The organism is Pseudomonas sp. SD17-1 (genome assembly GCF_029201585.1).
Lineage (GTDB): Bacteria > Pseudomonadota > Gammaproteobacteria > Pseudomonadales > Pseudomonadaceae > Aquipseudomonas > Aquipseudomonas palmensis.
Window position 1 is genome coordinate 1,293,333 of record NZ_CP104044.1, and the last position, 24,453, is coordinate 1,317,785.

Consider the following 24,453-nt stretch of genomic DNA (forward strand, 5'->3'; position numbering starts at 1 on the left):
TGTCGCGGGGGCTTGGGCGGGCTGCGCCTTTGGTGCATCATGCAGAGACCCGACAGAACGAGAGAGACCATGCTGGACGAGTTACTTCGCCGAATGAGCAATCACACGCCGGGCACCCTGGAGACCGATCGTCGGTTCCCCGAGGCTGCCGTGTTATTGCCCATCACCCGCAGCGAGTCGCCCGAACTGGTGCTTACCCTGCGCGCCAAGGGGCTCTCGACCCATGGCGGCGAAGTGGCCTTCCCCGGCGGGCGGCGAGACCCCGAAGACCCGGACCTGGTGTTCACCGCGCTGCGCGAGGCCGAGGAGGAAATCGGCCTGCCGCCCGGGCTGGTCAAAGTCATCGGCCCGCTGAGCCCGCTGGTTTCGTTGCACGGGCTGAAGGTCACGCCGTTTGTCGGGCTGATTCCCGACTATGTCGAGTACCGCGCCAACGATGCCGAGATTGCCGCGGTGTTCAGCGTGCCGCTGGAGTTCTTCCGCCAGGACCCGCGCGACCATACCCACCGCATCGACTACCAGGGCCGCAGCTGGTACGTGCCCAGCTACCGTTTCGGCGAGTACAAGATCTGGGGCCTGTCGGCGATCATGATCGTCGAGCTGGTCAACCTGCTTTACGATGCGCGCATCAGCCTGCACCATCCGCCTGAGCGCACCCCTACAAGATGAGCGGGCCCACCCGCCGCCTTCCCACCGTGAGGAACCACGCATGAAATACCGTCTGGGCGACCTGCGCGTCGAAACCCACCCACAGAGCTGGGTAGCGCCCACCGCCACGCTGATCGGCAAGGTACGCCTGCAGGCGGGGGCCAACGTCTGGTTCGGCGCGGTGCTGCGCGGCGACAACGAGCTGATCGACATCGGCGAGAACAGCAACGTGCAGGACGGTACGGTGATGCACACCGACATGGGCTGGCCACTGACCCTGGGCAAGGGCGTGACGGTCGGCCACAACGCCATGCTGCATGGCTGTACGGTCGGCGACTACAGCCTGGTGGGCATCGGCGCGGTGATCCTCAATGGTGCGCGCATCGGCAAGCACTGCATCATCGGCGCCAATGCGCTGGTGCCCGAGGGGCGCGAGATTCCCGATGGGTCGCTGGTGGTCGGCTCGCCGGGCAAGGTTGTGCGCGAACTGACCCCGGCGCAGCAGCAACTGCTCGAGGCCAGCGCTGCCCACTATGTGCACAACGCCCAGCGCTATGCCCGTGACCTTGTACCCCAGGAGGACTGATGAGCAGCCCTGAACGACCGGTGGCCTCGCCTTGCGTGCACATCTGCGCGCTGGACGAGCAGGATATCTGCACCGGCTGCCAGCGCACCGCCAGCGAGATCACGCGCTGGGGCCGCATGGCCAACGACGAACGACGCCAGGTGCTGGTGCTGTGCCATGAGCGCGCCGTGGCGGCGGGGCTGGTGATGACGGTGGGCAAGGCCGCCGGCTGATCCCGGGCTTGGCCGTGCGGGGGCACTCAAGTACCCTGTACGGCTTGCCAACCGGTGTTTCTATGTTCTTTCTGATTGCTTATATCGCCAGCGTGGTGCTGATCAACTACGCGTTCTCCAGTGCCCCGCACCTGGACGTCATCTGGTCCGCCTGGGGCGGGCTGGTGTTCATCCTGCGCGACATGGTGCAGACCCGCTTCGGCCACGGCGCCCTGCTGGCCATGCTTGGCGCCCTGGTGCTGTCCTATATCACCTCCGACCCTGCCATCGCCCTGGCCAGCGCCACCGCGTTCGCGGTATCGGAGCTGATCGACTGGCTGGTGTTCAGCATCACCAAGCGCCCGTTGCATGACCGCCTGTGGCTGAGCTCGGCGCTGAGCATCCCGCTGGACACCTTCATCTTCTTCGGCATGATCGGCGCACTGACCCCGGCCGTGGTCGGTACCGCGCTGGGCTCCAAGTTCGCCGGGGTGACGGTGGTGTGGCTGGCGATGGCCTGGCGCGCACGCAAGAACGCCTGCGCCATGTAAAATGGCGCTTCTTTTCACCGGGTTGCACCGTGCTGGGGCGGCCCTGGATTCCTTCCCTCTGAGGACCTGAGATGACCCGTATCGGAACCCCCTTGTCGCCGACCGCGACCCGAGTACTGCTGTGTGGCTGTGGCGAACTGGGCAAGGAAGTGGTGATCGAGCTGCAACGCCTGGGCGTTGAAGTGATTGCCGTGGACCGTTACGCCGATGCCCCGGCCATGCAGGTGGCGCACCGCAGCCACGTGATCAACATGCTCGATGGCGCCGCCCTGCGCGCAGTGATCGAGGCCGAGCAGCCGCACTACATCGTGCCGGAAATCGAAGCCATCGCCACCGCCACCCTGGTTGAGCTGGAAGCCGAAGGCTTTACCGTGGTGCCGACCGCACGCGCCGCGCAGCTGACCATGAACCGCGAGGGCATCCGCCGCCTGGCCGCCGAGGAGCTGGACCTGCCAACCTCGCCTTACCACTTTGCCGACACCTTCGAAGACTACCGCAAGGCCGTCGAAGACCTCGGCTTCCCGTGTGTGGTCAAGCCGGTGATGAGCTCGTCGGGCAAGGGCCAGAGCCTGCTCAAGGGCGTCGATGACGTGCAGGCTGCCTGGGACTATGCCCAGGAAGGCGGGCGTGCCGGCAAGGGCCGGGTCATCATCGAGGGCTTCATCGACTTCGAGTACGAGATCACCCTGCTCACCGTGCGCCATGTGGGCGGCACCACCTTCTGCGCGCCGGTCGGGCATCGCCAGGAGAAGGGCGATTATCAGGAGTCGTGGCAGCCGCAGGCGATGAGCCCCAAGGCGCTGGCCGAGTCCGAGCGCGTGGCGCGTGCGGTGACCGAGGCCCTGGGTGGTCGCGGCATGTTCGGCGTGGAGCTGTTCGTCAAGGGCGACCAGGTGTGGTTCAGCGAAGTCTCGCCGCGCCCGCACGACACTGGCCTGGTGACCCTGATCTCCCAGGACCTGTCGCAGTTCGCGCTGCATGCGCGGGCGATCCTGGGCCTGCCGATTCCGCTGATTCGCCAGTTCGGGCCGTCGGCTTCGGCAGTGATTCTGGTGGAAGGCACTTCGCAGCAGACCGCCTTCGCCAACCTCGGCGCGGCGCTGAGCGAGCCGGACACGGCGCTGCGCCTGTTCGGCAAGCCAGAGGTGAATGGCCAGCGGCGCATGGGCGTGTGCCTGGCGCGTGACGAGTCGATCGAAGCCGCGCGGGCCAAGGCGACCCGGGCTTCGCAGGCAGTCAACGTAGAGCTGTAAGGCTTCGATACTTCATCGCGGGTCAGGCCCGCTCCCACAGGGACAGTGATGATGCCTGTGGGAGCGGTCTGACCCGCGATAGCTGCGCAGCAGCCCGTCTTCAGAGCTCCGTATGCCGGGTCTCTTTCAGGCACAGCACTGCAATCAGGCTCAGTACTGCCGCCGCCGACACATACCCGCCCACCCAGCTCAGGCCGCCCATGGCCACCAGCTTCTGTGCAAAGAACGGCGCCGCCGAGGCTCCGACGATCCCGCCCAGGTTGTACGCCGCCGAGGCCCCGGTATAGCGCACGTGCGTGGGGAACAGCTCAGGCAGCAGCGCCCCCATCGGCGCGAACGTCACCCCCATCAGAAACAGTTCGATGGCCAGAAACAGCGCCACGCCCGCGGTCGACCCCGACGTCAGCAGCGGCTCCATGGTGAACCCCGACAGGATGGCCAGCACCCCACCCACGATCAGCACCGGCTTGCGTCCGTACCGGTCGCTCAGCCAGGCCGACAGCGGCGTGGCCAGGGCCATGAACACCACCGCAAAGCACAGCAGTGCCAGAAAGGTCTCGCGGCTGTAGCCAAGGGTCGATACCCCGTAGCTCAGCGAGAACACCGTCGAGATGTAGAACAGCGCGTAGCACACCACCATCGCCGCCGCGCCCAGCAGGGTGGGCGCCCAGTACTGTGCGAACAGCTCGACCACCGGCATCTTCACCCGCTCGTGGCGCGCCACGGCCTTGGCGAACACCGGCGACTCCTCGAGCTTGAGCCGCACATACAGCCCCACGATCACCAGCGCGGCGCTGAGCAGGAACGGAATGCGCCAGCCCCAGCTGCGGAACTGCTCGTCGGAAAGGGTCATGGCCAGGGTCAGGAACAGGCCATTGGCTGCCAGAAAGCCGATCGAAGGGCCCAGCTGCGGGAACATGCCGAACCACGCCCGCTTGCCCTTGGGCGCGTTCTCGGTGGCCAGCAGCGCTGCACCGCCCCATTCGCCGCCCAGCCCCAGGCCCTGGCCGAAGCGCAGCAGGCACAGCAGGATCGGTGCCCAGGCGCCAATGCTGTCGTAACCCGGCAGCACGCCGATCAGCGTGGTGCAGATGCCCATCAGCAGCAGCGAGGCCACCAGCGTCGACTTGCGACCGATGCGGTCGCCAAAATGGCCGAACAGCGCCGAACCCAGCGGGCGCGCCAGAAACGCGATGCCGAAGGTGAGGAAGGCCGAGAGCATCTGCGCGGTGCCCGAGGTCTGCGGGAAGAACACCGGGCCGATCACCAGGGCCGCTGCCGTGGCGTATACGTAGAAGTCGTAGAACTCGATGGCGGTGCCGATGAAGCTGGCCGTGGCTACCCGGGCGGGCGAGTTGACTGGGGGCGCTGCGGTTTCATCGTTGTTGTTATAGGTGCTGCTGGTCGTCATGAACGTTTCCCTGTCGAGTGCTGCGAAGGCTCCGGCACCTGCCGCGGGCAAGCGCCGGCGGGCTCGAGTATAGCTAGCGGGAAACGGTCCAGACCAGTATGCGGCTGGCGCAATTGTCCTCGGTTTCGAGGATTTCCATGCGATAACGGCCCATTTTCAGGCACACCGCGCTGGCGGGGATGCTTTCCAGCGCCTCGGTCACCAGGCCGTTCAGGGTTTTTGGGCCGTCGCTGGGCAGGTGCCAGCCCAGGCTGCGGTTGAGCTCGCGGATCGAAATGTTGCCCTCGATCACGTAGCGCCCATCGGGCTGCGGGTGAATGTGCGGGTTGTCCAGGCTGTGCTCTTCCTCGAACTCGCCCACGATCTCTTCAAGAATGTCTTCCAGGGTGACGATGCCCTGCACTTCGCCATATTCGTCCACCACCACGCCCAGGCGCCGCTGCTGTTTGTGAAAGTTCAGCAGCTGCAGCTGCAGCGGGGTGCTTTCGGGCACGAAGTATGGCTCGTAGCACGCCGCCAGCAGGTTGGCCAGGGTCAGCTCGGCCTTGGGCAGCAGGTGGCTGATCTGGCGCGTGTTGAGGATCGCCTCGACCTGGTTGATATCACTGTGGAACACCGGCAGGCGGGTGTGACGGCTGACGATCAGTTGCTCGATGATCTTTTCGATCGGCTCGTCGAGGTTGATCCCGTCGACATCGTTGCGCGGCACCAGGATGTCGTTGACCGTCACCTTGTCCAGCGCCTGAAGGCTGCCGAGCAGGTCGCTCCTGTGCTGGGCATGTTCCTCGTCCGGCGCACCGGAGGCGCCGGGGGTGTCGTGGCGATTGTCATGCTGGGTGACAGCCGTGACCTTGCCCGCGAAGGGGCGCAGCAACAGGCGTGCAACGCCATCGAGCAGCCAGGCCAGTGGCTGCAGCAGCATGAGCGGCACCTTGAGCAGGCTCTCGCCCAGGCCCAGCAGGGCGTCGGGGTAGCGTCGGGCCAGCTGGCGGGGGAGGTAGTCGGTGAGCACCAGCACGGCCAGTGCCGCTGCCGCGCAGGCCAGCCAGAAGCCGCGCTCGCCGGCATGGGCAAAGCCCAGCAGCGAGGCCAGGGCGAACACCAGCAGCTTGCCCAGGGTGGCGCCCAGCATCAGTGCACGTTCGCTTCTGGGGCCATTGCGGCGGGTGCCGCCCTGTTGCTGCTGGGCGGCATCCACTGCGCTGAACAGCGCCGACCACACCAGGGTCAGTGCCAGTACCGCGACCTGTGGGCCTAACGGCAGAGTGTTCATAGGTCGCCTGTCAGATATGCAGAATGAATTCGCGTACCAGCTTGCTGCCGAAATACGCCAGCATCAGCAGGCAGAAACCGGCCAGGGTCCAGCGGATCGCCTTGTGACCGCGCCAGCCCAGGCGGGTGCGGCCCCACAGCAGGACGCCGAAGACGATCCAGGCCACGCAGGCGAGCAGGGTCTTGTGCACCAGGTGCTGGGCGAACAGGTTGTCCAGGAACAGCCAGCCGGAGATCAGCGACAGCGACAGCAGCGCCCAGCCGGCCCACAGGAAGCCGAACAGCAGGCTCTCCATGGTCTGCAACGGCGGGAAGTTGCGGATCAGGCCCGAGGGGTGCTTGTGCTTGAGCTGGTAATCCTGCACCAGCAGCAGCAAGGCCTGGAACACCGCGATGGTGAACAGCCCGTAGGCCAGGATCGACAGCAGGATATGCGCCAGGATGCCGGGCTCCTCGTTGACCAGCGGCACCGTGCCCGAGGGCGCGAACTGCGCCATCAGCGCGGTCAGCAGGCCCAGCGGGAACAGCAGCAGCAACAGGTTCTCCACCGGGATGCGCAGGGTGGCGACCAGGGTCAGGGCAATCACTGCGGTGGCGATCAGGCTGGCGGCGCTGAAGAAGTCCAGGCTCAGGCCCAGCGGCGTGAGCAGCTGCCAGCACAACGCGGTGCCCTGAGCGACCACGGCGAAGGCGCCGAGCATTCCGAGCAGCCGCTTGTCGGCCTTGGTGCCTCGGGCCAGGCGGGTGCCTTGATAGAAAATCGCGGCGGCGTACAGGCAGGCGGCGATCAGATTGGGTAGCAAGCTGGGTGACAAGGGGAGCATAAGTCCTGTTAGGCAAGCCCGAAAGGCCCTGAGTTTGGCATACAACGCGCCTGCCAAGGAAGACTGGTGGCCGACGCCATGGTGTGCGCGTGCGCGAGTCTTCGCTATAATCGCCGGCCTGCCCTTGCCCAAGGCTGGCCTAATGCGCCAGGGGCAGCTGATAAACCTCGGTTCTACAGAGCCTGAAAGGATCCCCATGTTTGAAAACCTGACCGACCGTCTGTCACAGACGCTGCGCCATGTCACCGGTAAAGCCAAGCTCACCGAGGACAATATTAAAGACACCCTGCGCGAAGTGCGCATGGCGTTGCTCGAGGCCGACGTCGCCCTGCCGGTGGTCAAGGATTTCGTCAACAAGGTCAAGGAACGCGCGGTCGGCACCGAGGTGTCGCGCAGCCTGACGCCTGGCCAGGCGTTCGTGAAGATCGTCCAGGCCGAACTCGAAGAGCTGATGGGCGCGGCCAACGAAGACCTCGCGCTCAACAGCGCGCCGCCTGCCGTTGTGCTGATGGCCGGCCTGCAGGGTGCGGGCAAGACCACCACCGCCGGCAAGCTGGCGCGCTTTCTCAAGGAGCGCAAGAAGAAGAGCGTGATGGTGGTGTCGGCCGACGTGTACCGTCCGGCGGCCATCAAGCAGCTCGAAACCCTGGCCAACGACATCGGCGTGACCTTCTTCCCGTCGGACATTACCCAGAAGCCGGTGGCCATCGCCGAGGCGGCGATTCGCGAAGCCAAGCTCAAGTTCATCGACGTGGTCATCGTCGACACCGCCGGGCGTCTGCACATCGATGCCGAGATGATGGGCGAGATCAAGCAGCTGCACGCTGCGGTCAAGCCGATCGAGACCCTGTTCGTGGTCGATGCCATGACCGGCCAGGACGCCGCCAACACCGCCAAGGCGTTTGGCGAGGCGCTGCCGCTGACCGGCGTGATCCTGACCAAGGTCGACGGTGATGCCCGTGGCGGTGCCGCGCTGTCGGTACGCGCGATCACCGGCAAGCCGATCAAGTTCATCGGCATGGGCGAGAAGAGCGAAGCGCTCGAACCGTTCCACCCGGACCGCATTGCCTCGCGGATCCTGGGCATGGGCGACGTGCTCAGCCTGATCGAGCAGGCCGAGCAGACCCTGGACAAGGAAAAGGCCGACAAGCTGGCCAAGAAGCTGAAGAAGGGCAAGGGCTTCGATCTCGAGGACTTCCGCGACCAGCTGCAGCAGATGAAGAACATGGGCGGCCTGAGCGGCCTGATGGACAAGATGCCGAGCATCGGCGGCGTCAACCTGTCGCAGATGGGCAATGCCCAGGGCGCGGCAGAGAAGCAGTTCAAGCAGATGGAGGCGATCATCAACTCCATGACCCCGGCCGAGCGCCGCGACCCCGAGTTGATCAGCGGTTCGCGCAAGCGCCGCATCGCCATGGGCTCGGGCACCCAGGTGCAGGACATCGGCCGCTTGATCAAGCAGCACAAGCAGATGCAGAAGATGATGAAGAAGTTTTCCACCAAGGGCGGCATGTCGAAGATGATGCGCGGCCTTGGCGGCATGCTGCCTGGCGGCGGCATGCCCAAGCTGTAACCACATTCAGGCCGGTGCCTCCCGTGGGGCACCGACCGGAACCCCGCCGCTGGCGGGACCCGTGCCGCCTTCTATATACAGAAGCGGCTCATTCGCAGATCAGCACGGCGGCTTGTCGCTCGCCGTTAAAAGGCATTTGCAAAAGTCCGTGTATTCCTTGAGAATATGCGGCCTTTCGGGCACCCGTGTGCCCGCTGTGCATTATGATTTGCAGCACCGACTACAGGAACGATGTTCTATGCTAACCATCCGTCTTGCCCGTGGCGGCTCCAAAAAGCGCCCATTCTACACCCTGACCGTGACCGACTCGCGTAACCCGGTTACCGGTTCGCACATCGAGCAGGTTGGTTTCTTCAACCCTATCGCTCGTGGCCAGGAAGTTCGCCTGTCCGTTAAGCAGGATCGCGTTGCTCACTGGCTGAGCGTTGGCGCACAGCCATCCGAGCGCGTTGCAAAACTGCTGAAAGATGCTGCTAAGGCTGCTGCCTGAATAGTATGAGCGCGACGCCAGAAAAAGCTGACGACCTGATCGTTGTTGGCAAGATTTTTTCGGTTCACGGCGTTCGCGGCGAGGTGAAGGTCTTTTCCTTTACCGATCCGATTGAAAACCTGTTGGATTACCGCAACTGGACGCTCCGGCGCGAAGGTGTGGTCAAGCAGGTCGAGCTGGTCAGCGGCCGTTCCACTCAAAAGGATCTGGTTGCCAAGCTCAAAGGCCTCGACGATCGCGATGAAGCCCGTCTTCTGAGCGGTTACGAGATTTGCATCTCGCGTAGCCTTTTGCCCGACCTGACCGAAGACGAGTACTACTGGTACCAGTTGGTAGGTCTGAAAGTCATCAACCAGGACGAACAGCTGTTCGGCACGGTTGATCACCTGTTGGAGACCGGCGCGAACGATGTAATGGTGGTCAAGCCCTGCGTGGGCAGCCTGGATGATCGTGAACGCCTGTTGCCCTATACCGGGCAGTGCGTGTTGAAGGTCGACCTGGCTGCAGGCGAAATGAGGGTGGAATGGGACGCGGACTTCTAGACGATGGCGAGCCTTCGTGTCGAAGTCATTACGTTGTTCCCCGAGATGTTCTCGGCCATCAGTGAGTACGGCATTACCAGCCGCGCGGTGAAGCAGGGGTTGTTGCAACTGACCTGCCACAATCCGCGGGACTACACCACAGATCGCCACCACACCGTGGATGATCGGCCGTTTGGCGGTGGTCCGGGCATGGTGATGAAGATCAAGCCCCTGGAAGATGCGCTGGTTCAGGCCAGGCAGCAGGCAGGGGAAGCGGCGAAGGTGATCTACCTGTCGCCACAAGGCCGTCAGCTGAATCAGTCGGCGGTACGCGAACTGGCGAATGCAGAGTCGTTGATTCTCATCGCAGGTCGTTATGAAGGCATTGACGAGCGGTTCATTCAGGCTCATGTCGATGAAGAGTGGTCGATTGGCGACTATGTACTGTCTGGCGGCGAGCTGCCGGCGATGGTCCTGATCGATGCGGTTACGCGGCTGCTGCCCGGAGCTTTAGGGCATGCGGACTCGGCGGAGGAAGACTCCTTCACCGATGGTCTGCTCGATTGCCCGCACTACACCCGACCGGAGGTGTATGCGGATCAGCGTGTTCCCGACGTGTTGCTCAGTGGCAACCATGCACACATCCGGCGCTGGCGTTTACAGCAGTCCCTTGGGCGGACCTATGAACGACGCGTCGATCTTCTGGAAAGTCGCTCACTTTCTGGAGAAGAGAAGAAGCTGCTCGAGGAGTATCTCCGAGAGCGGGACGATAGTTAACGTATCGATGGTGGGTCTGACGACCTATCTTAGGAGCACAGCATGACCAACAAAATCATTCTGCAACTCGAAGCCGAGCAGATGACCAAAGAGATCCCGACCTTTGCCCCAGGCGACACTGTTGTCGTTCAGGTGAAAGTGAAGGAAGGCGACCGTTCGCGTCTGCAGGCGTTCGAAGGTGTTGTTATCGCCAAGCGTAACCGTGGTGTGAACAGTGCTTTCACTGTTCGTAAAATCTCCAACGGTGTTGGCGTAGAGCGTACTTTCCAGACCTACAGCCCGCAGATCGACAGCCTGGCCGTGAAACGTCGTGGTGACGTGCGTAAAGCCAAGCTGTACTACCTGCGCGACCTGTCCGGCAAAGCCGCTCGCATCAAGGAAAAACTGGCCTGAGGCTAGTTTGACCGGCGGGCACGGGACCGCCATGCGAAAAGAAAGCAGCCTTCGGGCTGCTTTTTTGTTGTCCGTCATTCGTGTTTCAGAGATGTCATGAACAGTAGAGAGCAAGAGATCCAGCGCCGTACCCAGTTGTCGGTGACCCGCGTGACCAAGGCGGTGTTCCCCTCGACCACCAACCATCACAACACCCTGTTCGGCGGCACCGCGCTGGCGTGGATGGACGAGGTGTCGTTCATTGCCGCCACGCGCTTCTGCCGCTTGCCGCTGGTGACGGTGTCGACCGACCGCATCGACTTCAAGCACCCGATTGCCGCCGGCTCGATCGTGGAACTGGTGGGGACGGTGGTGAAGGTGGGTACCACCAGCCTGAAGGTCGAGGTGGAGGTGTTTGTCGAAAGCATGAGCTGCGACAGTCGCGAGAAGGCGATTCACGGGTTGTTCAGCTTCGTCGCCATCGACGAAGACAAGCGGCCGGTGCCGGTGTTGCCCGGCTTCTGAACGGCCAACAAGCCCGCGCGATCAACCTGCCTGCGGCTGGACCAGCGCTACCAGCGTCCACCCAGGCGCCGGCTTCAGCGCCATATCCGGCCCTACCACATACACCCAGCCACTGGCATCGCGGGCAAACAGCAAGGTCGCGCGATCGCCATGCAACGCCTGGTAGTCCGCCCAGCCAAACGCCTCGGTCAGGTGTGTGGTGTACAGCTCGGCGCCCTGGTTGAACAGGTTGGCCAGTTGCACATAGGTCAACGCCTGGCTGCCAAACAGGCGCCCGCGATGTTCGTCACTGGCGCGGTGCTTGTCGCTGCGCTGGCGCTCCAGCCCGCTGGCCAGCACGAACAGGCGCTGATGCCCGAAATCATGTCGAAAGCGCGTGCATGCCAGGGTGTTGAGCTCGCCCGCCGGCGACAGCCCCAGCAGGTGCCCCAGGCCTACAAGGTCCAGGTGCGCATCTGCATGCTGCGAGGCCGGGTGACCGAAATAGGTCGGCAACCCCTCCATGCGCGCCGCGCGGATGTTCTCCCAGCTCGAATCGGCCAGCAGCACCCGGCTGCCCAGTTGTTGCAAGGCCGTGCCCAGGGCCCTGGCCGGCGCGTTGGCGCCCACGATCAGAAACCCGCTGGGGGCAGGCTCGGCCACCTTGAGCAGGCGCGCCAGCGGCCGCGCCGTGGCGCTTTGCAGCACCACCGTACCGATGATCACCGCGAACGTCAGCGGCACCAGCAGCAAGGCCCCCGCGTGCCCGGCCTCGTCCAGGCGAATCGCGAAAATCGCCGATACTGCCGCGGCCACGATGCCGCGCGGGGCGATCCAGGCCAGCAGCGCACGCTCGCGCCAGTTGAGCTGCGAGCCCCAGGTCGACAGCGCCACGTTCAGCGGCCGCGCAATCAGCTGAATCACCAGCAGCAGGGCCAGCACCGCAGGGCCCAGGCCGAGCAGGGCATTCAAGTCCAGGCGCGCCGCCAGCAGAATGAACAGGCCGGAGATCAGCAGCACGCTGAGGTTCTCCTTGAAGTGCAGGATCTGGCGCACATCCACGCCCTTCATGTTGGCCAGCCACATGCCCATCAGGGTCACCGCCAGCAGCCCCGACTCGTGCATCACCTGGTTGGAGGCGATGAAGATCCCCAGCACCGCTGCCAGCGAGGCCAGGTTGTGCAGGTACTCGGGCAGCCATTGATGGCGGATCACCTGGCCCAGCAGCCAGCCACCGGCCACGCCGAAGGCGCTGCCGCACAGGATCACCCCGGCGAACGTCAGCAGGCTCTGGCTCAGGCCGTCGCCAGCGGCGCTGGCAATGATGAAGCTGTACACCACCACCGCCAGCAGGGCGCCGATCGGGTCGATGACGATGCCTTCCCAGCGCAGGATGTTGGCCACCGCCGCCTTGGGCCGTACCACCCGCAGCATCGGCACGATCACGGTCGGCCCGGTGACCAGGGTCAGGGTGCCGAACAGGATCGCCAGCAGCCAGTCGAACCCCAGCAGCCAGTGGGTGGCCGCGCTGATCACCACCCAGGTGGACAGCGCGCCGAGGGTCACCATGCGCCGCACCACCGTGCCGATCTCGCGCCATTGCGACAGGTGCAGGGTCAGGCTGCCCTCGAACAGGATCAGCGCCACCGCCAGCGACACCAGCGGCATCAGCAGCGGGCCGAACATTTCCTGCGGGTCGAGCCAACCCAGGATCGGCCCGGCCATTATGCCGCTGAGCAGCAGGAACAGGATCGCCGGCAGCTTCAGCCGCCAGGCCAGCCACTGGCAGCCCAGGGCCGCGACACCGATCCCGCCGAATGCCAGCAATATCTCTTGTTCGTTCATTCGGGCTCCCTATGCCGGCGGTGTTATGGAAGACTAGCGGTATTTTTACGGCCTACCACCGAGTCTTCATGCCCGCCATCGACCACCCGCTGATCGACCAGTTCCTCGACGCCCTGTGGCTGGAGAAGGGGCTTTCCGACAACACCCGAGCGTCCTACCGCAGCGACCTGGCCCTGTTCAACGGCTGGCTCCAGGAGCGGGGCATGGCGTTGCCCGATGCCGGTCGCGAGCTGATCCTGGACCACTTGGCATGGCGCCTCGACCAGGGCTACAAGCCCCGTTCCACGGCGCGGTTCCTGTCGGGCGCGCGTGGCTTCTACCGCTACCTGCTGCGCGAGAAGCTGATCGCCCTCGACCCGACCCTGCAGGTCGACATGCCGCAACTGGGCAAGCCGTTGCCCAAGTCGCTGTCCGAGGCCGATGTGGAGGCCCTGTTGAAGGCTCCCGACCTTGGCGAGGCCATCGGCCAGCGCGACCGCGCCATGCTCGAGGTGCTGTATGCCTGCGGGCTGCGCGTCACCGAGCTGGTGAGCCTGACCCTCGATCAGGTCAACCTGCGCCAGGGCGTGCTGCGGGTGATGGGCAAGGGCAGCAAGGAGCGCCTGGTGCCGATGGGGGAGGAGGCGGTGGTGTGGGTAGAACGTTACCTGCGCGACGGCCGCGTCGAACTGCTCAACGGCCGCCCCAGCGATGTCCTGTTCCCCAGCCAGCGTGGCGAGCAGATGACCCGCCAGACCTTCTGGCACCGCATCAAGCACCAGGCCCAGGTGGCCGGGATCGGCAAGGCGCTGTCGCCGCACACCCTGCGCCATGCCTTCGCCACCCACCTGCTCAACCACGGCGCCGACCTGCGCGTGGTGCAGATGCTGCTGGGCCACAGCGACCTGTCGACCACCCAGATCTACACCCATGTGGCCCGCGCCCGCCTGCAGGAACTGCATGCCCGTCATCACCCGCGCGGCTGAGCGCTGATCGCACATTGCATGCGTCGCCAGCAGTCAATGCAGGGCGGCGAATGTGGTACGCTTTCGCGGTTTACACCCGGGCCCTGGATCGCGGCCGTTTTTCGGTACGCCTGTTCCGCTTTCGGCCCCCTGTCCGCCTTCAGGAGTTTTCATGCGCGTGACCCAGATTTTAGCCGCCGCCGCCCTGGCGCTGGCCAGTTCCTTCGCCGTGGCTGCGGCCAACGATGCCGAGCAGGCGATTCGCAAGTCGCTGCAGTCGCTGGAGTCGGAAATACCGGTCGACAGCATCGCTGCCAGCCCGGTCAACGGCCTGTACGAGGTCAAGCTCAAGGGCGGCCGTGTGCTGTACGCCAGCGCCGACGGCCAGTTCCTGGTACAGGGCTATCTGTTCCAGATCCAGGACGGCAAGCCGGTCAACCTGACCGAAAAGGCCGAGCGCGTGGCCATCGCCAAGACCATCAATGCGATTCCGGCTTCCGAAATGGTGGTTTACCCTGCCAAGGGCGAAACCAAGTCGCACATCACCGTGTTCACCGACACCACCTGCCCGTACTGCCACAAGCTGCATGCCGAAGTGCCCGAGCTGAACAAGCGCGGCATCGAGGTGCGCTACGTGGCCTTCCCGCGTCAGGGCCTGGGCTCGTCGGGTGACCAGCAGCTGCAGGCGGTATGGTGTTCCACCGACCGCAAGGCGGCCATGGACAAGATGGTCGACGGCAAGGAAATCAAGGCCGCCAAGTGCGAGAACCCGGTCAGCAAGCAGTTCCAGATGGGGCAGTCGATCGGCGTCAACGGCACGCCGGCCATCGTGCTCGAGGACGGTCAGGTGATCCCGGGTTATCAGCCGGCCCCGCAAGTGGCCAAGCTGGCATTGACCGCAAGCAAGTAATTCAATCAGTGAGCCGTCACCATGGGGAGACGGCTGTTTTTTCGACCGGCGCATGGCCGGTCGTTCAATGGGGAGTTCACAGTGAAACCGGTCAAAGTAGGCATCTGTGGGTTGGGGACCGTCGGTGGCGGTACCTTCAATGTACTTCAGCGTAACGCCGAGGAGATTGCCCGCCGCGCCGGGCGTGGAATCGAAGTGGCACAAATCGCCATGCGTACGCCAAACCCGAACTGCCAGATTACCGGTACCCCCATTACCGCTGATGTGTTCGAGGTCGCGAGCAACCCCGAGATCGATATCGTCATTGAACTGATTGGCGGCTACACCATTGCCCGCGAGCTGGTGCTCAAGGCCATCGAGAACGGCAAGCACGTGGTCACCGCCAACAAGGCGCTGATTGCCGTGCACGGCAACGAAATCTTCGCCAGGGCGCGCGAGAAGGGCGTCATCGTCGCCTTCGAAGCGGCCGTGGCCGGCGGCATCCCGGTGATCAAGGCGATCCGCGAAGGCCTGTCGGCCAACCGCATCAACTGGGTGGCCGGTATCATCAACGGCACCGGCAACTTCATCCTCACCGAAATGCGCGAGAAGGGCCGCACCTTCCCCGACGTGCTGGCCGAAGCCCAGGCGCTGGGCTATGCCGAGGCCGACCCGACGTTCGACGTCGAGGGCATCGACGCCGCGCACAAGCTCACCATCCTGGCGTCCATCGCTTTCGGTATCCCGCTGCAGTTCGACAAGGCCTACACCGAAGGTATCACCCAGCTGACCACGGCCGACGTGAACTACGCCGAAGCGCTGGGCTACCGCATCAAGCACCTGGGGGTGGCCCGCAGCACGGCCAATGGCATCGAACTGCGCGTGCACCCGACGCTGATTCCGGCCGACCGCCTGATCGCCAATGTCAACGGCGTGATGAACGCGGTGATGGTCAACGGTGACGCCGCAGGCTCCACCCTGTTCTACGGCGCCGGCGCCGGCATGGAACCGACCGCCTCGTCGGTGATCGCCGACCTGGTCGACGTGGTCCGTGCCATGACCAGCGACCCGGAAAACCGCGTGCCGCACCTGGCTTTCCAGCCCGACTCGCTGTCGGCTCACCCGATCCTGCCGATCGAAGCCTGCGAGAGCGCCTACTACCTGCGCATCCAGGCCAAGGATCGTCCGGGCGTGCTGGCCCAGGTGGCGAGCATCCTGTCCGAGCGCGGCATCAATATCGAGTCGATCATGCAGAAGGAAGTCGAGGAGCACGATGGCCTGGTGCCGATGATCCTGCTCACCCACAGCGTGCTCGAGCAGCGCATGGACGACGCGATCACCGCCCTGGAAGCCCTGCAGGATGTGGTTGGCAGCGTTGTGCGCATCCGCGTCGAACAACTGAACTGAGCCGTCTTTGAGTTAGAGGAATAGGTCATGCGTTACATCAGTACCCGCGGCAAGGCACCGGCCCTGAATTTTGAAGATGTCCTGCTGGCCGGCCTGGCCAGCGATGGCGGCCTGTACGTGCCGGAAAACCTGCCGCGCTTCACCCAGGAAGAAATCGCCTCGTGGGCCGGCCTGCCGTACCACGAGCTGGCCTTCCGGGTGATGCGCCCGTTCGTCACCGGCTCCATTGCCGATGCCGACTTCAAGAAGATCCTCGAAGAAACCTACGGCGAGTTCGCTCACGCCGCGGTTGCCCCGCTGCGTCAGCTGAACAGCAACGAGTGGGTGCTGGAGCTGTTCCACGGCCCGACCCTGGCGTTCAAGGACTTCGCCCTGCAACTGCTCGGCCGCCTGCTCGATCACGTGCTGGCCAAGCGCGGCGAACGCGTGGTGATCATCGGTGCCACCAGCGGTGACACCGGTTCGGCTGCCATCGAAGGCTGCCGGCGTTGCGACAACGTCGACATCTTCATCCTGCACCCGCACCAGCGTGTGTCGGAAGTTCAGCGCCGCCAGATGACCACCATCTTCGGCGAGAACATCCACAACATCGCCATCGAAGGCAACTTCGACGACTGCCAGGAGATGGTCAAGGCCAGCTTCGCCGACCAGGGCTTCCTCAAGGGCACCCGCCTGGTGGCCGTGAACTCGATCAACTGGGCGCGGATCATGGCCCAGATCGTGTACTACTTCCACGCCGCCCTGCAGTTGGGTGGCCCGGCGCGTTCGGTGGCGTTCTCGGTGCCTACCGGCAACTTCGGCGACATCTTCGCCGGCTACCTGGCGCGCAACATGGGCCTGCCGATCAGCCAGCTGATCGTGGCAACCAACCGCAACGACATCCTGCACCGCTTCATGAGCGGCAACCAGTACGTCAAGGAAACCCTGCACGCCACCCTGTCGCCGTCGATGGACATCATGGTGTCGTCGAACTTCGAGCGCCTGCTGTTCGACCTGCACGGTCGCAATGGCGCCGAGATTGCCGGCCTGATGGACACCTTCAAGCAGGGTGGCGGCTTCAGCGTCGAGCAAGACCGCTGGACCGAGGCGCGCAAGCTGTTCGATTCGCTGGCGGTGGATGATGCGCAAACCTGCGAGACCATCGCCGACGTGTTCGCGCAAACCGGCGAAGTGCTCGACCCGCACACCGCGATTGGCGTCAAGGCCGGCCGCGAGTGCCGTCGCAGCCTGGACACGCCGATGGTGGTGCTGGGTACCGCGCACCCGGTCAAGTTCCCCGAGGCGGTGGAGAAGGCGGGCGTGGGCAAGGCCCTGGAGCTGCCGGCGCACCTGACCGACCTGTTCTCCCGCGAGGAGAAATGCACGGTACTGCCCAACGACCTGAAAGCGGTGCAGGCCTTCGTCAGCCAGCACGGCAACCGTGGCAAGCCGCTCTGACGGCAGCGGTATGCAGCGTTGAACCAGGCCCCGGTGCGCAAGCCCCGGGGCTTTTTGTTGCGCGGCCCGCCATGCCACGGCAGGAACCTGGCTTGCTGGCGAACCGACGCGACGCGTCGATACCGTGGCGACACGAGGACGTTGCCGCCCCCTGGTTTCGGATTTTTCCTATGGGACGCCCGCGCGGGCTTTCCTAGAGTGGGCGCCCGTCCAATCCGGAGTCGCCCATGCGCTCACTCAAGGTTCTGCTTCTGGAGCCCCATGCCTATCGGCTGATGAACCTGCACCAGATGCTCAATGGCCTGGGCATCTACGACGTGCGCGTGGCTGAAACGACCCTCCAGGCGCACGGTGTGCTCGAACGACGGGGGCCGGTGGATATCGTCATCTGCGACCCGCTGTCGCCCGAGCACGATGGCATGGGCTTCATCGAGCACCTGGCGCTGCACGGCCTCGCCAGTGCCCTGATTGTCCTCAGTGGCGCCAGACGCAGCGTGCTCCAGGGGGTTGTCGAACTGATCGAGCTGTCGGGCCTGCGGGTGCTGGGCAGCACCCCCGCGCCAGCCAGCCCCAGCCAGTTGCACCCGTTGCTGCTGCAACACCCGGAGGCCGGGCCCGTGGCATGAATCTGTCATGTGCACCGGGCATGCTCGATGAACGTGCAGCGCGCCGCGGCAGAACTTTCAGCCTGTGCCGAGGGTCAGTGAAAGACCCCCTTCAACAACAACGTGAACGGTGAATGGATGGACAATATCAGCTTGTTGCTAAGTGAAGCATTGACGCCCTATCAGGTCACGCTGACCTCCCGGCATGCCAGTGCCGACTTCGACCTGCAGCTGGTCGACCCTGCCGGCGACACCGTGCTGCAGCGCAGTGTCAAGGCCAGCCAGCTGCATGACCAGCGCCTGCTCATCGACCTGGTGGACGGTATCCAACGTGACCTGCGCATCCACGAAGGACGCCTGCAACCCTGCATGATCGCAGCCCTCAAACATGCCCGCCAGGGCCGCGCGCAAATCGTTGCGGCGTGACGGGAACCTTTGTCCAGACAGGTACTCAGACAGCTTAAGGACAGTTGAACGGCATTTTGCTCCGATGCCGCCAGGCTGTTCGTGCGAGGCTCCAAGCAGCCCTCGTTTAACCCCGACGGCCTCCCCACCGCTCGGGGTTTCTTTTTGCCTGCGTAAAAGCGCGTGCCGGGGTCAGTGCTGGCTCAGCAGCTCGCGCGCCGCATCGAGGTAGGTCTTGCGCTGGTCGGGCTCTAGCCATTGTGCATACAGCGGTGCCAGGGTCTGCAGGCGCAGGTTGCGCAGCAACTGGTCGAGGTGGCTGATGGCCTCGCGGCCCAGCGGGGTGTCGGAGCAACCCACGTAGGTCAGCTGGTAGCGCGCCACGCCCTTGATCGGAAAGTACGTCAGGGCCTGGGGCTGCGGCTGCTTTTCGTTCATGTAGCGCACTTCCGGCCAGTAGGCCAGCAGCAGGTTCAGGCGCCCCAGCTGCTGCATCTGCAGCAGGCTGCCCACCGCATCGTTGCCGTAATGGCGGCTGATGGTGGCGGGCGGGGCGTTGGCCAGTATCGCGTCCACGGCGGGGCTGTAGCTGCGCTGGCCGACGACACCGAGCTTGTGCGTGTTGCTTGCCAGCAGGGCGTCCAGGTCGATTTCGCCATCGTGCAGGTACGGCGCAAGGCTTGCCTGGTCACTCTGGCGGGCAATCACCATGTTGCTCTGCGCAGCCAGCGCCGGTATCGAGAACTTCACGAAGCGCTCGCGCTCCGGGGTTCGCAGCAGCGTGGGGTCGCAGGTGAAGGAGGGCTCCTGGAGCATCTGCATGCCGCGCGCGCGGTTGACCCGCACGATGCTGTGCTGGTACTCGGGCATCTGCGCGATGAGCAGCGGCAGCAGCTGGTCCATGGCGCCCTGGCCGGTTTTGGGGCCCTCGAACACGGTCAGCGGCGGCAGGTCGCGCAACAGCCAGGTGAGGGTTTCCTTGGCCCAGCTCGAGGCAGGCAGCAGGCTCAGCAGCACAGCCAGCAGTGCGCCGTGCAGGGTGCAGCACATGGCGCGACTCAGACCGCGCCCTGTTCGCGAAGATGGGCGATCTGCGCCGCGTCATAGCCCAGCTCGCCCAGCAACTGCGCGGTGTGCTCGCCCAGCGCCGGCCCCACCCACTCGCTGGAGCCTGGGGTGTCCGACAGCTTGGGCACGATGCCCGGCATCTTGAACGGCTTGCCGTCGGGCAGCCTGGCCTGGAGGAACATCTCGCGGGCGAGAAACTGCGGGTCGCTGAACATGTCTTCGGCCGAGTAGATGCGGCTGGCCGGCACCTGGGCCTGGTTGAGCACCTGCATCAGGGTGTCCAGCGGCACGCTGCGGGCCCAGCGGTCGATCACCGCATACAGCTCGTCGCGGCGCATGTCGCGCCCGTCATTGCTGGCCAGCGCCGGGTCGGCGGCCAGGTCGTCGCGCCCGATGGCCTGCATGAAGCGTTTGAAGATCGCATCGCCATTGGCGCCGATCTGCACATGCTTGCCATCGGCGCTGGTATGGATGGAGGAGGGGGTGATGCCCGGCATGATGTTGCCGGTGCGCTCGCGGATGAAGCCGAATACGTCGAACTCCGGCACCATGCTCTCCATCATCGCGAAGATGGCCTCGTACAGGGCCACGTCGACCACCTGGCCCTGGCCCCCGTTGACCTCGCGATGACGCAGCGCCATCAGTGCGCCGATCACGCCCCACAGCGCGGCAATCGAGTCGCCGATGGAAATGCCGGTGCGTACCGGCGGGCGGTCCTCGAAACCTGTGATGTAGCGCAGCCCGCCCATCGACTCGCCGACCGCGCCGAAGCCGGGCTGGTCTTTCATCGGCCCGGTCTGGCCGAAGCCGGACAGGCGTACCATCACCAGCTTCGGGTTCAGCGCGTGCAGTACCTCCCAGCCCAGGCCGAGCTTTTCCAGAACGCCGGGGCGGAAGTTCTCGATCAGGATGTCGGCCTCGCCCAGCAGCTGCTTGAGAATGGCCAGGCCTTCGGGGTGCTTGAGGTTGAGCGTGAGCGACTGCTTGTTGCGCGCCTGCACGAACCACCACAGCGAGGTGCCCTCGTACAGCTTGCGCCATTTGCGCAGCGGGTCGCCGCCATCGGGCGATTCGACCTTGACCACCTGGGCGCCGAATTCGGCGCAGATGCGCGAGGCGAAGGGGCCGGCGATCAGGGTGCCGAGTTCGATGACTTTGAGGCCGGCAAGCGGTTTGGTGGGCAACGACATGGGGCTTCCGTGGCAGCAGGGCAGAGCGCTAGTTTTTATCACAGGGCGGCAGCGGCAGATACTGCTGTTGGCCGCAGATTGTACGGTTCGGTTCGTTGATTGCCAGCGCATCGGTTAGACTGGGCGACTTTTCCTGTTACCAGAAGCCCGTCCATGGCCCAGCCGTCCACCACCTACAAGTTTGAACTGAACCTCACCGATCTCGACCGCGGCGTGTACGAAAGCGTCAAGCAGACCATCGCCCGCCACCCTTCGGAAACCGAAGAGCGCATGGCCGTGCGCCTGCTGGCCTATGCCCTCTGGTACAACGAGCAGCTGTCGTTCGGTCGCGGCCTGTCGGACGTCGACGAGCCGGCGCTGTGGGAAAAAAGCCTGGATGACCGGGTGCTGCACTGGATCGAAGTCGGCCAGCCCGATGCCGACCGCCTGACCTGGTGCTCGCGCCGCACCGAGCGCACCAGCCTGCTGGCCTACGGCAGCCTGCGGGTGTGGGAAACCAAGGTGATCCCGGCGGTCAAGAACCTGAAGAACCTCAACATCGCCGCCGTGCCGCAAGAGGTGCTGGAGGTCCTGGCCAAGGACATGCCACGCGCCATCAAGTGGGATGTGATGATCAGCGAAGGCACGGTGTTCGTCACCGACGACCGCGGCCAGCACGAAGTCCAGCTGCAATGGCTGCTGGGCGAGCGCGGCTGATCCGCCCGCCGACCTTTTTCAAACCAGAGAAGCCTTGATCACTCCATGCGTATCGAACCGCGTTCACTGCCGTCCACCCTGCCGTTTCTTGGCGACCTGCCGCCCCTGCTGACCCGCCTGTACGCCGCCCGTGGCGTACAGAGCGCCGTCGAGCTGGACAAGAGCCTGGCACGCCTGCTGCCCTATCAGCAGCTCAAGGGTATCGACGCGGCGGTAGACCTGCTGGTGGAGGCACTGGACCAGCGCCAGCGCATCCTGATCGTCGGCGACTTCGACGCCGACGGTGCCACGGCCAGCACCGTGGGCGTGCTGGGCCTGCGCCTGCTGGGCGCCGCGCACGTCGACTACCTGGTGCCCAACCGTTTCGAATACGGTTACGGGCTGACCCCGGAAATCGTCGAGGTGGCACTGCAGCGCACGCCGCAGCTGCTGATCACCGTGGACAACGGCATCTCCAGCGTCGAAGGCGTGGCGGCGGCCAAGGCGGCCGGCCTGAAGGTGCTGGTCACCGACCACCACTTGCCGGGCCATGCGCTGCCGGCGGCCGATGCCATCGTCAACCCCAACCAGCCGGGCTGCGAGTTTCCGAGCAAGGCACTGGCCGGGGTCGGGGTGATCTTCTACGTATTGATGGCGCTGCGTGCGCGCTTGCGCAGCCTGGGCCGCTACGACGACCGCCCGCAGCCGAACATCGGCGAGCTGCTCGACCTGGTGGCGCTGGGCAGCGTGGCCGACGTGGTACCGCTGGACGCCAACAACCGCATCCTCGTGCACCAGGGCCTGGAGCGCATCCGTGCCGGTCGCGCGCGCCCGGGGCTCAAGGCGATTCTCGAGGTGGCCCGGCGCGAAGCGGCGCGCATCACCTCCACCGACCTGGGCTTCATCCTGGGCCCGCGGCTCAATGCTGCCGGGCGCCTGGACGACATGAGCCTGGGCATCGAATGCCTGCTCAGCGACGACCCGACCCTGGCCCGCGAGATGGCGGTGCAGCTGGACGAACTGAACCAGGACCGCAAGTCCATCGAGCAGGGCATGCAGCGCGAGGCGCTGGCCCAGCTCAAGGACCTGCCGCTGGAGTCGATGCCGTTCGGCCTGTGCCTGTACGAGGCTGACTGGCACCAGGGCGTGATCGGCATTCTGGCCTCGCGTCTGAAAGAACGTTATCACCGCCCGACCATCGCCTTTGCCGATGCCGGCGAAGGCATGCTCAAGGGCTCTGCACGCTCGGTGCCGGGCTTTCACATTCGCGATGCACTGGACGCCGTGGCGGCGGCCAACCCGGAGCTGATCAGCAAGTTCGGCGGGCACGCCATGGCGGCGGGGCTGTCGCTGCCGGCCGAGAACTTCCCGGCGTTCGCCCAGGCGTTCGATGAAGAAGTCCGCCGCCAGTTGCAGGAGGACGACCTCACCGGCCGGCTGCTGTCCGACGGCAGCCTGGCGGTCGAGGAGTTCCACCTGGAGCTGGCCCGCGCCCTGCGCAACGCCGGGCCGTGGGGGCAGCATTTTCCCGAGCCGTTGTTTCATGGCGTGTTCCAGCTGGTGCAGCAGCGGGTGGTGGGCGAGCGTCACCTGAAGGTGGTGCTCAAGAGCGAATGCGGTTCGGTGACCCTCGACGGCATCGCCTTCGGCATCGACCGCGAGGTATGGCCCAACCCCACCGTGCGCTGGGTGGAGCTGGCCTACAAGCTGGACGTCAACGAGTTTCGCGGCAACGAGACGGTGCAGTTGATGATCGCCCACATCGAGCCGCGCTGAACCCCTGGGTGGGCAAACTGGTCTAGTCTCTCAGAGACCGGCACTGAGCCGCGGGGAAGCCAAGGCGCTCGGTCCGGTCCACCATTCGGAGACTGGAGAGGTGCCCCATGAGCCTGCTGCTTGAGCCCTATACCCTGCGTCAACTGACGCTGCCCAACCGCATTGCGGTCTCGCCGATGTGCCAGTATTCGAGCGTCGACGGCCTGGCCAACGACTGGCACCTGGTCCACCTGGGCAGCCGCGCGGTCGGCGGTGCCGGGTTGATCTTCACCGAAGCCACCGCCGTCACGGCCGAGGGCCGCATCACCGCCCAGGACCTGGGCCTGTGGTGCGACGAACAGATCGCCCCCCTGCAACGCATCACCCGCTTCATCACAGCCCAGGGCGTGGTGCCCGGCATCCAGCTGGCGCACGCCGGGCGCAAGGCCAGCACGCATCGGCCGTGGCTGGGCAAGCACGGCAGCGTCAAGCCCGAGGACGGTGGCTGGGTGCCGGTGGGGCCGTCGAAAATCGCCTTCGACCCGCAGCACACGGCGCCCACCGAATTGAGCGAAGGGCAGATCCACGAGGTGATCCAGGCCTTTGTCGAGGCCGCCCGGCGTGCACTGGTGGCCGGCTTCAAGGTCGTGGAGGTGCATGCCGCCCATGGCTACCTGCTGCACCAGTTTCTCTCGCCATTGAGCAACCAGCGTCGCGACCAGTACGGCAGCTCGTTCGAGAACCGCATTCGCCTGACCTTGCAGGTGACCGAGGCGGTGCGCGAGGTGTGGCCGTCGGAGTTGCCGCTGTTCGTGCGGGTATCGGCCACCGACTGGGTGGAGGATGGCTGGAACCCGGATGAAACCGTCGAGCTGGCCAAGCGCCTCAAGGCCCTGGGCGCCGACCTGATCGACGTGTCGTCGGGCGGCACCTCGATGAATGCCGAGATTCCCACCGGGCCTGGCTATCAGACACGCTTTGCCGAGCGGGTGCGCAAGGAATCGGGGATCGCCACCGGCACGGTGGGCATGATCACCGAGCCGGCCCAGGCCGAGCACATTCTGCGCACCGGCCAGGCCGACATCATCCTGCTGGCCCGCGAGCTGCTGCGCGACCCGTACTGGCCGCTGCATGCCGACGACGACCTGGGCGGGCAGAAGGCCATATGGCCGGCGCAGTACCAGCGTGCGACCCACCGCGACCAGCCGATCCACGAGTCCGACCTGCGCGACTGAAGGCTATGCCAAAGGGCCGCCGAGC

26 protein-coding genes are annotated in these 24,453 nt (G+C 65.0%); 20 read left to right on the plus strand and 6 right to left on the minus strand.

What is annotated here, in order from left to right; genetic code table 11:
* Positions 1 to 69: 69 nt before the first annotated feature.
* The 5 genes from N0B28_RS05735 (at position 70) to purT (ending at position 3,229) form a co-directional block, all read left to right on the plus strand.
* The gene (locus N0B28_RS05735; RefSeq protein ID WP_275730828.1) at positions 70 to 669 is read left to right on the plus strand and encodes a CoA pyrophosphatase; all 600 of its coding nucleotides are present in this window, start codon (positions 70 to 72) and stop codon (positions 667 to 669) included.
* A 40-nt stretch (positions 670 to 709) separates the two neighbouring features.
* Positions 710 to 1,234 carry a gamma carbonic anhydrase family protein gene (locus N0B28_RS05740; RefSeq protein WP_054915036.1) on the plus strand — a complete coding sequence of 175 codons (525 nt, stop codon included), beginning with the start codon at positions 710 to 712 and terminating at the stop codon, positions 1,232 to 1,234.
* Entirely contained in the window at positions 1,234 to 1,446 is a 213-nt protein-coding gene (locus N0B28_RS05745) for a DUF1289 domain-containing protein (RefSeq protein WP_043863177.1), read from the plus strand. The genes N0B28_RS05740 and N0B28_RS05745 overlap by 1 nt, the downstream gene beginning before the upstream one ends.
* A 62-nt stretch (positions 1,447 to 1,508) precedes the next feature.
* Positions 1,509 to 1,976 (plus strand): VUT family protein, encoded by a 468-nt coding sequence (locus N0B28_RS05750; protein ID WP_054915035.1) that lies wholly within the window; start codon positions 1,509 to 1,511, stop codon positions 1,974 to 1,976.
* A 71-nt stretch (positions 1,977 to 2,047) separates the two neighbouring features.
* Entirely contained in the window at positions 2,048 to 3,229 is a 1,182-nt protein-coding gene (purT, locus tag N0B28_RS05755) for a formate-dependent phosphoribosylglycinamide formyltransferase (RefSeq protein ID WP_054915034.1), read from the plus strand.
* A gap of 100 nt (positions 3,230 to 3,329) precedes the next feature.
* On the opposite strand, the gene N0B28_RS05760 is transcribed toward purT, so the two are convergent.
* The 3 genes from N0B28_RS05760 to ccsA all read right to left on the minus strand — a co-directional run bounded on the left by N0B28_RS05760 (position 3,330) and on the right by ccsA (position 6,727).
* The gene (locus N0B28_RS05760) at positions 3,330 to 4,640 is read right to left on the minus strand and encodes an MFS transporter (protein WP_043863180.1); all 1,311 of its coding nucleotides are present in this window, start codon (positions 4,638 to 4,640) and stop codon (positions 3,330 to 3,332) included.
* 73 nt (positions 4,641 to 4,713) lie between these two features.
* Positions 4,714 to 5,913 (minus strand): transporter associated domain-containing protein, encoded by a 1,200-nt coding sequence (locus N0B28_RS05765; protein ID WP_088514564.1) that lies wholly within the window; start codon positions 5,911 to 5,913, stop codon positions 4,714 to 4,716.
* Between the two features lie 10 nt (positions 5,914 to 5,923).
* A complete protein-coding gene (ccsA, locus tag N0B28_RS05770) occupies positions 5,924 to 6,727 on the minus strand; it encodes a cytochrome c biogenesis protein CcsA (protein WP_162484878.1) in 804 nt (267 codons plus the stop codon).
* 205 nt (positions 6,728 to 6,932) lie between these two features.
* Between ccsA and ffh the strand changes: the two genes are divergently transcribed.
* The 6 genes from ffh (at position 6,933) to N0B28_RS05800 (ending at position 10,994) form a co-directional block, all read left to right on the plus strand.
* Positions 6,933 to 8,309 carry a signal recognition particle protein gene (gene ffh / locus N0B28_RS05775; RefSeq protein WP_043863183.1) on the plus strand — a complete coding sequence of 459 codons (1,377 nt, stop codon included), beginning with the start codon at positions 6,933 to 6,935 and terminating at the stop codon, positions 8,307 to 8,309.
* Positions 8,310 to 8,547: 238 nt separating this feature from the next.
* Positions 8,548 to 8,799 carry a 30S ribosomal protein S16 gene (gene rpsP / locus N0B28_RS05780; RefSeq protein ID WP_028942918.1) on the plus strand — a complete coding sequence of 84 codons (252 nt, stop codon included), beginning with the start codon at positions 8,548 to 8,550 and terminating at the stop codon, positions 8,797 to 8,799.
* 5 nt (positions 8,800 to 8,804) lie between these two features.
* Positions 8,805 to 9,341: a ribosome maturation factor RimM gene (gene rimM / locus N0B28_RS05785; protein WP_043863184.1), complete on the plus strand. Its 537-nt coding sequence runs from the start codon at positions 8,805 to 8,807 to the stop codon at positions 9,339 to 9,341.
* Between the two features lie 3 nt (positions 9,342 to 9,344).
* Complete coding sequence (gene trmD / locus N0B28_RS05790) at positions 9,345 to 10,097, plus strand: tRNA (guanosine(37)-N1)-methyltransferase TrmD (protein WP_043863185.1); 753 nt, start codon at positions 9,345 to 9,347, stop codon at positions 10,095 to 10,097.
* Positions 10,098 to 10,139: 42 nt separating this feature from the next.
* A complete protein-coding gene (gene rplS, locus N0B28_RS05795) occupies positions 10,140 to 10,490 on the plus strand; it encodes a 50S ribosomal protein L19 (RefSeq protein WP_043863186.1) in 351 nt (116 codons plus the stop codon).
* Between the two features lie 96 nt (positions 10,491 to 10,586).
* Positions 10,587 to 10,994 carry an acyl-CoA thioesterase gene (locus tag N0B28_RS05800; protein ID WP_043863187.1) on the plus strand — a complete coding sequence of 136 codons (408 nt, stop codon included), beginning with the start codon at positions 10,587 to 10,589 and terminating at the stop codon, positions 10,992 to 10,994.
* A gap of 21 nt (positions 10,995 to 11,015) precedes the next feature.
* Here N0B28_RS05800 and N0B28_RS05805 read toward each other — a convergent pair whose 3' ends face one another.
* Positions 11,016 to 12,818: a sodium:proton antiporter gene (locus N0B28_RS05805; RefSeq protein ID WP_058541463.1), complete on the minus strand. Its 1,803-nt coding sequence runs from the start codon at positions 12,816 to 12,818 to the stop codon at positions 11,016 to 11,018.
* 68 nt (positions 12,819 to 12,886) lie between these two features.
* Between N0B28_RS05805 and xerD the strand changes: the two genes are divergently transcribed.
* The 6 genes from xerD (at position 12,887) to N0B28_RS05835 (ending at position 18,526) form a co-directional block, all read left to right on the plus strand.
* Entirely contained in the window at positions 12,887 to 13,783 is an 897-nt protein-coding gene (gene xerD, locus N0B28_RS05810; protein WP_054915031.1) for a site-specific tyrosine recombinase XerD, read from the plus strand.
* 151 nt (positions 13,784 to 13,934) lie between these two features.
* Positions 13,935 to 14,672 (plus strand): bifunctional protein-disulfide isomerase/oxidoreductase DsbC, encoded by a 738-nt coding sequence (dsbC, locus tag N0B28_RS05815; RefSeq protein ID WP_043863190.1) that lies wholly within the window; start codon positions 13,935 to 13,937, stop codon positions 14,670 to 14,672.
* Positions 14,673 to 14,753: 81 nt separating this feature from the next.
* Positions 14,754 to 16,058 (plus strand): homoserine dehydrogenase, encoded by a 1,305-nt coding sequence (locus N0B28_RS05820; protein ID WP_043863191.1) that lies wholly within the window; start codon positions 14,754 to 14,756, stop codon positions 16,056 to 16,058.
* 27 nt (positions 16,059 to 16,085) lie between these two features.
* On the plus strand, positions 16,086 to 17,495 hold the full coding sequence (thrC, locus tag N0B28_RS05825; protein ID WP_054915029.1) for a threonine synthase: 1,410 nt from the start codon (positions 16,086 to 16,088) through the stop codon (positions 17,493 to 17,495).
* 227 nt (positions 17,496 to 17,722) lie between these two features.
* Positions 17,723 to 18,121 carry a response regulator gene (locus N0B28_RS05830; RefSeq protein WP_052504291.1) on the plus strand — a complete coding sequence of 133 codons (399 nt, stop codon included), beginning with the start codon at positions 17,723 to 17,725 and terminating at the stop codon, positions 18,119 to 18,121.
* A 117-nt stretch (positions 18,122 to 18,238) separates the two neighbouring features.
* On the plus strand, positions 18,239 to 18,526 hold the full coding sequence (locus N0B28_RS05835; RefSeq protein WP_043863193.1) for a DUF3509 domain-containing protein: 288 nt from the start codon (positions 18,239 to 18,241) through the stop codon (positions 18,524 to 18,526).
* 171 nt (positions 18,527 to 18,697) lie between these two features.
* Here the strand turns inward: N0B28_RS05835 and N0B28_RS05840 are convergent, their stop codons facing one another.
* Entirely contained in the window at positions 18,698 to 19,555 is an 858-nt protein-coding gene (locus N0B28_RS05840) for a TIGR02285 family protein (RefSeq protein ID WP_274096544.1), read from the minus strand.
* An 8-nt stretch (positions 19,556 to 19,563) separates the two neighbouring features.
* Positions 19,564 to 20,763, minus strand: coding sequence for a CaiB/BaiF CoA-transferase family protein (locus N0B28_RS05845; RefSeq protein WP_078480090.1), 1,200 nt, complete (start codon positions 20,761 to 20,763; stop codon positions 19,564 to 19,566).
* Positions 20,764 to 20,916: 153 nt separating this feature from the next.
* On the opposite strand from N0B28_RS05845, the gene N0B28_RS05850 reads away from it, so the two are divergent.
* From N0B28_RS05850 to N0B28_RS05860, 3 genes are all read left to right on the plus strand, one after another.
* Positions 20,917 to 21,459: a YaeQ family protein gene (locus N0B28_RS05850; RefSeq protein ID WP_054915026.1), complete on the plus strand. Its 543-nt coding sequence runs from the start codon at positions 20,917 to 20,919 to the stop codon at positions 21,457 to 21,459.
* 45 nt (positions 21,460 to 21,504) lie between these two features.
* Complete coding sequence (gene recJ, locus N0B28_RS05855; RefSeq protein ID WP_104571844.1) at positions 21,505 to 23,214, plus strand: single-stranded-DNA-specific exonuclease RecJ; 1,710 nt, start codon at positions 21,505 to 21,507, stop codon at positions 23,212 to 23,214.
* A 107-nt stretch (positions 23,215 to 23,321) separates the two neighbouring features.
* A complete protein-coding gene (locus tag N0B28_RS05860; RefSeq protein WP_043863198.1) occupies positions 23,322 to 24,428 on the plus strand; it encodes an NADH:flavin oxidoreductase/NADH oxidase in 1,107 nt (368 codons plus the stop codon).
* Positions 24,429 to 24,453: the final 25 nt, after the last annotated feature.

Excerpts from the sequence above, each read along its gene's own strand:
- N0B28_RS05735 (WP_275730828.1), top strand. The coding sequence starts at position 70 with ATGCTGGACGAGTTACTTCGCCGAATGAGCAATCACACGCCGGGCACC.
- N0B28_RS05740 (WP_054915036.1), top strand. The coding sequence starts at position 710 with ATGAAATACCGTCTGGGCGACCTGCGCGTCGAAACCCACCCACAGAGC.
- N0B28_RS05745 (WP_043863177.1), top strand. The coding sequence starts at position 1,234 with ATGAGCAGCCCTGAACGACCGGTGGCCTCGCCTTGCGTGCACATCTGC.
- N0B28_RS05750 (WP_054915035.1), top strand. The coding sequence starts at position 1,509 with ATGTTCTTTCTGATTGCTTATATCGCCAGCGTGGTGCTGATCAACTAC.
- purT (WP_054915034.1), top strand. The coding sequence starts at position 2,048 with ATGACCCGTATCGGAACCCCCTTGTCGCCGACCGCGACCCGAGTACTG.
- N0B28_RS05760 (WP_043863180.1), bottom strand. The coding sequence starts at position 4,640 with ATGACGACCAGCAGCACCTATAACAACAACGATGAAACCGCAGCGCCC.
- N0B28_RS05765 (WP_088514564.1), bottom strand. The coding sequence starts at position 5,913 with ATGAACACTCTGCCGTTAGGCCCACAGGTCGCGGTACTGGCACTGACC.
- ffh (WP_043863183.1), top strand. The coding sequence starts at position 6,933 with ATGTTTGAAAACCTGACCGACCGTCTGTCACAGACGCTGCGCCATGTC.
- rpsP (WP_028942918.1), top strand. The coding sequence starts at position 8,548 with ATGCTAACCATCCGTCTTGCCCGTGGCGGCTCCAAAAAGCGCCCATTC.
- rimM (WP_043863184.1), top strand. The coding sequence starts at position 8,805 with ATGAGCGCGACGCCAGAAAAAGCTGACGACCTGATCGTTGTTGGCAAG.
- trmD (WP_043863185.1), top strand. The coding sequence starts at position 9,345 with ATGGCGAGCCTTCGTGTCGAAGTCATTACGTTGTTCCCCGAGATGTTC.
- rplS (WP_043863186.1), top strand. The coding sequence starts at position 10,140 with ATGACCAACAAAATCATTCTGCAACTCGAAGCCGAGCAGATGACCAAA.
- N0B28_RS05800 (WP_043863187.1), top strand. The coding sequence starts at position 10,587 with ATGAACAGTAGAGAGCAAGAGATCCAGCGCCGTACCCAGTTGTCGGTG.
- N0B28_RS05805 (WP_058541463.1), bottom strand. The coding sequence starts at position 12,818 with ATGAACGAACAAGAGATATTGCTGGCATTCGGCGGGATCGGTGTCGCG.
- xerD (WP_054915031.1), top strand. The coding sequence starts at position 12,887 with ATGCCCGCCATCGACCACCCGCTGATCGACCAGTTCCTCGACGCCCTG.
- dsbC (WP_043863190.1), top strand. The coding sequence starts at position 13,935 with ATGCGCGTGACCCAGATTTTAGCCGCCGCCGCCCTGGCGCTGGCCAGT.
- thrC (WP_054915029.1), top strand. The coding sequence starts at position 16,086 with ATGCGTTACATCAGTACCCGCGGCAAGGCACCGGCCCTGAATTTTGAA.
- N0B28_RS05830 (WP_052504291.1), top strand. The coding sequence starts at position 17,723 with ATGCGCTCACTCAAGGTTCTGCTTCTGGAGCCCCATGCCTATCGGCTG.
- N0B28_RS05835 (WP_043863193.1), top strand. The coding sequence starts at position 18,239 with ATGGACAATATCAGCTTGTTGCTAAGTGAAGCATTGACGCCCTATCAG.
- N0B28_RS05840 (WP_274096544.1), bottom strand. The coding sequence starts at position 19,555 with ATGTGCTGCACCCTGCACGGCGCACTGCTGGCTGTGCTGCTGAGCCTG.
- N0B28_RS05845 (WP_078480090.1), bottom strand. The coding sequence starts at position 20,763 with ATGTCGTTGCCCACCAAACCGCTTGCCGGCCTCAAAGTCATCGAACTC.
- N0B28_RS05850 (WP_054915026.1), top strand. The coding sequence starts at position 20,917 with ATGGCCCAGCCGTCCACCACCTACAAGTTTGAACTGAACCTCACCGAT.
- recJ (WP_104571844.1), top strand. The coding sequence starts at position 21,505 with ATGCGTATCGAACCGCGTTCACTGCCGTCCACCCTGCCGTTTCTTGGC.
- N0B28_RS05860 (WP_043863198.1), top strand. The coding sequence starts at position 23,322 with ATGAGCCTGCTGCTTGAGCCCTATACCCTGCGTCAACTGACGCTGCCC.